The organism is Deinococcus rhizophilus (genome assembly GCF_030271215.1).
Lineage (GTDB): Bacteria > Deinococcota > Deinococci > Deinococcales > Deinococcaceae > Deinococcus > Deinococcus rhizophilus.
This window is the reverse complement of sequence record NZ_JASNGB010000198.1, coordinates 1-5,111: the sequence shown is the minus strand read 5'-3', so window position 1 is coordinate 5,111 and position 5,111 is coordinate 1. Positions and strand designations below refer to the sequence as shown.

At 71.8% G+C, this 5,111-nt stretch carries 5 protein-coding genes and 1 pseudogene; all 6 read left to right on the top strand.

Features of this window, described 5'->3' with window-relative positions:
• Window positions 1-807 (top strand): HD-GYP domain-containing protein (locus QOL99_RS14880; RefSeq protein WP_285524971.1); only part of this gene is annotated, 807 nt, incomplete at its 5' end.
• 52 nt (window positions 808-859) lie between these two features.
• Entirely contained in the window at window positions 860-1,717 is an 858-nt protein-coding gene (locus QOL99_RS14875) for a phosphotransferase (protein ID WP_285524969.1), read from the top strand.
• A 39-nt stretch (window positions 1,718-1,756) separates the two neighbouring features.
• Window positions 1,757-2,380: a uracil phosphoribosyltransferase gene (gene upp, locus QOL99_RS14870; protein ID WP_285524967.1), complete on the top strand. Its 624-nt coding sequence runs from the start codon at window positions 1,757-1,759 to the stop codon at window positions 2,378-2,380.
• 83 nt (window positions 2,381-2,463) lie between these two features.
• Window positions 2,464-3,633: an MraY family glycosyltransferase gene (locus QOL99_RS14865; protein WP_285524965.1), complete on the top strand. Its 1,170-nt coding sequence runs from the start codon at window positions 2,464-2,466 to the stop codon at window positions 3,631-3,633.
• A gap of 56 nt (window positions 3,634-3,689) precedes the next feature.
• Entirely contained in the window at window positions 3,690-4,835 is a 1,146-nt protein-coding gene (gene wecB, locus QOL99_RS14860) for a non-hydrolyzing UDP-N-acetylglucosamine 2-epimerase (protein ID WP_285524964.1), read from the top strand.
• A gap of 61 nt (window positions 4,836-4,896) precedes the next feature.
• Window positions 4,897-5,111: pseudogene (locus QOL99_RS14855) on the top strand (hypothetical protein); the annotation flags it as partial.

Genomic DNA, 5,111 nt, shown 5'->3' with positions numbered 1-5,111 from the left:
CACGGGTATCCGCGCTCGCTGGTGGGGGCGGCGCTGGAGGGGCCGTGGGTCACGGCGGGCGGCCGCCCACAACTGCTGCAAGACCGCGACCTCTACGCTGGCAGCCCTCCCGAGACCCTGGCCCGGCTGGAGGCGGCGGGAGCGCGGCAGGCCCCGCTGACCTTCGTGGTGCCGCTCACCGACCACGGGCGCACGCTGGGAGCACTGGTGCTGGACTGCCCGGCGGGCACGGTCCTCAGCCCGGCCGCGCAGTCGGCGGTGACTGCCTGGGCGGCGGCGGTCGCGCCTCTCGTCGCCGTGCTGGAAAGCAGCCGCGAGTGGCGCCAGACCGCCCGGCAGATCGCCTCCGCCGTCGTGGAAGCCGTGGAGAGCCTGGAATTCGACGCGCTGGGGCACGGACAGGCTGTCGCGGAGACCGCCGTGCGGCTGGGAGAGGCGGCGGGCCTCTCGCCGCGTGAGCGCGAGGAGCTGTGGTACGCGGCGCTGCTGCACGACCTCGGCAAGATTCACGGCGGGCCGGGGCACGCGCAGCTGGGGGCAAACTTCCTGCACAGCGTCTCCCACCTCGCCGAGGCGCAGCGGGCCATCCGGCACCACCACGAGCGCTGGGACGGGCAGGGCGATCCCGACGGTCTGGCGGGCGAGGCCATCCCCCTTTACGCCCGGATTCTGGCGGTGGCGAACGCCTCGGCCCACGCGGAGGGCAACCTCGCGGCCGTGCAGGGGCAGTCGGGCACGGCCCTCGACCCCCAGCTGGTCGAGCTGCTGGCCGGATTGCCCCCCGCCCCGGCGGGGACGGACGCCTGAACGCGCCTGAACGGTCCCGCCCGGCCGGGCGCGGCCCCGCTATGATGCCCGCGTGACCCCGGGCGGCCTGCCAACCCACCGTTTTCCCGTGCTGGAAGCCCGCTTCGGTCCCCTGACCCCGATGGACGCGGGCATGCAGAGCCGGGTGTACGCGGCGGCGGGCGGCGACGTGGTCGTGAAGGTGTACCGCACCCAGCGCGGCGAGCACCGCCTGGAGGCGGGAAACATGCGCCGCGCTGACCTGGGGGCCTGGGTGGTGGACGCGGTGGAGGCCGACGGCGTCGAGGCCCTGATCCTGCGCCGCTTTCCGGGTCGGCCCCTGACCGCCGCCGACGTGCCCGCCGCGCTGCCCAGATTGCGCGAGATTCTGGGGGCGCTGCACCACGAACACCGGGGCACGGTGGACCTGCGCCGGGTGCGCGAGCGGCTGCGGCGCTTCCGCTCGGCACTGGCCGCCTACCCCCTCGACGACCTCTTCGACGCGGTCGAGGAACCGCTGGAGCGTGGGTTGCTCGCTCAGCCCGCCGCGTTCTGCCACCTCGACCTGTGGCACGACAACATCCTGATTGAGCCGGGCCTGATCACGCCGCCGGACGGGAGAGAAGCCCCGGAGCGCGAAGTATTGGTGATCGACTGGACGAAGGCGGGCTGGGACGATCCGCTGCGCGACCTCGCCCTGTTCAAGACCGGCACCCTGGACCTGCTGCCGCCCGGCGAGAGCCTGAACGCGGCGCTGGGCTTCCTGCCCGACCACGCCCCCACCACCCTGACCCGGCTGCGGGCGTACCTCGCGCACACCTACCTGCACGACCTGTACTGGTTCCTGATGAACGAGCCCTACGAGTTCGACCGCCAGCGGCCCGTCAAGGAGCGGCTCGCGCGGCACGTGCTGGCGCGGCTGCCGGGGTAGGGCCGGGGCCGCCCGCCGCTAGGCGGGTATCGTGGGGCCATGCTCACGGCTGTCACCCATCCCCTTATCCAGCACAAACTCTCCCTGATGCGCGACGTGCACACCGGTGTCAAGGAGTTCCGCGAACTCGCCGCCGAGGTGTCCATGCTGCTCGCCTACGAGGCGATGCGCGACCTGGAGGTGACCCCCACCCGCCTCCAGACCCCCATCGAGGAGGGTGACTTCCCGATGCTCAGCGGCAAGAAGCTCGCGCTGGTCGCCATCCTGCGGGCCGGGCTGATCATGACCGACGCGATCGTGAACCTCGTGCCCGCCGCCAAGGTGGGGCACATCGGGATGTACCGCGACCCCGGAACCCTGCAACCCGTCGCCTACTACAACAAGCTCCCGGCTGACATCGCCGAGCGCCGGGTCTTCCTGACTGACCCCATGCTCGCCACCGGCGGCAGCGCGAGCGCGGCGATCACCGCGCTGAAGGCGGCGGGCGCCCAGAGCATCAAGCTGATGTGCATCCTCGCGGCCCCCGAGGGCGTCGCCGTGATCGAGCGCGATCACCCCGACGTGGAGATCGTGGTCGCCGCCGTGGACGAGCGTCTCAACGACCACGGCTACATCGTGCCGGGGCTGGGGGACGCGGGCGACCGGATTTACGGGACGAAGTAGGGAAGGCGCGGGGAGAGGGAGGGCAGGCTGCACCTTTTGTCGGTCGCCTTCCTCATGCCTGACCCTTACAATCCCGTCAGCTTATGGATTTCTTGAGGGACCTCGCCGCCAGCCTGGGCATCGCCAACGTGACCGGGCGCGGCTTTCTGAGCGTGCTGCTCACCTTTCTGACCGCGTGGCTGTTCACCTGGCGGTTCATTCCGCGCGTACGCGAGTTCGCCATCAAGGTGGGCTGGGCGGACCAACCCAACGAGCGGCGGCTGAACAAAGAGCCGCTGCCCAACGCGGGCGGGCTCGCCATCTTCGCGGGCTTTCTGATCAGCGTGGTCGTGGCGTGGGCGCTGCGGCCCATCGTGATCGAGCAGGTCAACATTCAGGTGCTGGCGATCCTGCTGGGCGCCTCGGTGCTGGTGCTGACCGGCTTTATCGACGACCAGTTCGGCCTCTCGCCCCTGTTCCGGTTGATCGTGCAGACGCTCGCGGCGGTGCTGCTGGTCGTCAATGGGTTGACCCTCGACTTCAATGCGATTCCCTTCCTGCCCGTGCTGCCGGACGCCCTGAACGGGCCGCTCAGCGTGGGCCTGACCATCCTGTGGGTGGTCGGCCTGACGAACGCTGTCAACCTGATGGACGGGGTCGACGGCGTGGTGGGCGGCGTGGGCTTTGTCACGAGCATGGTGCTGCTGGTCACGGCGGCGCAGTTCTCCGACCGGGCGGCGGCGGTCGTGCTGCTCGCGGGACTGGCGGGGGCCGCGTTGGGCTACCTGCGGCACAACTTCAACCCCAGCCGGATCATCATGGGGGACGCGGGCGCGTACCTGTTCGGGTACACGCTCGCCGCCGTGAGCCTGCTGGGGACCCTGAAGTTCAGCGCGGGGGCCAGCCTGCTGGTGCCGCTGCTGGTGATGGCGCTGCCCATCCTCGACACCACGCAGGTGGTCATCGGGCGCTTTGCGCGGGGCATCCGCAATCCGCTGGGGCACCCCGACAAGACCCATATCCACCACCGGGTGCTGGCGCGGACCTCCAACGCCCGGCAGACCGCCGTGATCCTGTGGATCGTTGCGCTGTGGTGCGGCGTGATCGGGATGCTGGCGCAGGGCGTGTCCCCCGCCGCCATCGCGGGCACGGTGGCCGCCTGCGCCGTGTGCCTGTGGTTCGTCGCCCACCGCCGGGTGCGGGCGCACGGTCTCGAACAGGGGCGTGAAACGGTGCGCCCGGTCCCGCCCGCCCCGTCGGGCGATCACCGCTGAACCTCCACCCTTCGCCCCGCCCCCGACGGGGCGCTGTCCTGACCCCTGGAGCCTCCATGACCCACCCCGCCGCCAAACGCATCGTCCTCGCCTTCGGCACCCGCCCGGAAGCCACCAAGATGGCCCCGGTGCATTCGGCCATTGGGGCGCACCCCGGCCTGACGCCCCTGATCCTCTCGACCGGGCAGCAGCGGCAGATGCTCGACGAGGCGCTCGCCGTCTTCGGCCTGACCCCCGACGAGGACCTGCAGGTCATGACCGACCGGCAGACGCTGGCCGACCTGACCGGGCGCATCGTGCCGCAGGCGGGGAAGATGCTGCGCGAGATGGGGGCGGACATGGTGCTGGTCCACGGGGACACCACCACGTCCTTTTGCGTGGCCCTCAGCGCCTTTTATGAGGGGATTCCGGTGGGACACGTGGAGGCGGGGCTGCGCAGCGGCAGCATGCGCGAACCCTTTCCGGAGGAGGCCAACCGCCGCCTGACCGGGGTGCTGAGCGACCTCGATTTCGCGCCCACCCCCGGAAGCGCGGCGAACCTGCGCCGCGAGGGCAAGGGCGAACTGGGTCTCTTCGTGACCGGGCAGACCGCCGTGGACGCCGTGCGCGAGGTGGCCGGGCGGATGTCCCTGCGGCCCGAGTGGCAGGCGAAGTTGGACGGGGGGCAGCGGCTGGTGACCGTCACCATGCACCGCCGCGAGAACCTGCCGATGATGCCGGAGATGGCGCAGGCCCTCGCGGACGTGGCCCGTGCCCACCCCGACACGCATTTCGTCTACCCGGTCCACCTCAACCCGGCGGTGCAGGAGGCGGTGCGCCCGGCGCTGTCGGGGCTGCCCAACTTCGAACTCACCGATCCCCTCGACTACGCGCAGATGGCCCCCTTGATGGCCGCCTCGGCCCTGCTGGCGACCGACTCCGGGGGGTTGCAGGAGGAGGGCGCGGCGCTCGGCGTTCCGGTGGCGGTCCTGCGCAACGTCACCGAGCGCCCCGAGGGGCTGGAGGCGGGCGTGCTGACCCTGGCCGGGAACGATCCGGACCACCTCCGCGCGGTGCTGGACCGCCTGCTCTCCGACGAGGCCGAACTGCTCCGGATGCGCTCGGCCCGCAACCCCTACGGGGACGGGCAGGCGGCGCAGCGCATCGCGCAGGCGGTGGCGTGGCACTTCGGGCTGGCCCAGCGGCCCCAGGACTGGGCGTAGGGCACTGCTGGCGGCCGCCCGCTCGCCGGGGGTGGCCTCTGCGCCTTATCCTGCCCCTAACGTGACCCAGGCACCTTCTTCCCTTGTCTCCCCGGTGGCCCCGCCCGCCCGTTCCTACGCCGTCGTCCTCAACCCCACCGCCGGGCGCGGCCTGGCCGGGCGCTCCTGGCCCCGACTGGAGGCCGAGTTGCGGGTGCGCGGGCTGGAGTACGCGGTCATTCAGGAGGCGAGCGGCGCGGCGGCGCTGGCGCAGGTGCAGGCGCTGCCCCCCGGCGT

Excerpts from the sequence above, each read along its gene's own strand:
- QOL99_RS14865 (WP_285524965.1), top strand. The coding sequence starts at position 2,464 with ATGGATTTCTTGAGGGACCTCGCCGCCAGCCTGGGCATCGCCAACGTG.
- wecB (WP_285524964.1), top strand. The coding sequence starts at position 3,690 with ATGACCCACCCCGCCGCCAAACGCATCGTCCTCGCCTTCGGCACCCGC.
- upp (WP_285524967.1), top strand. The coding sequence starts at position 1,757 with ATGCTCACGGCTGTCACCCATCCCCTTATCCAGCACAAACTCTCCCTG.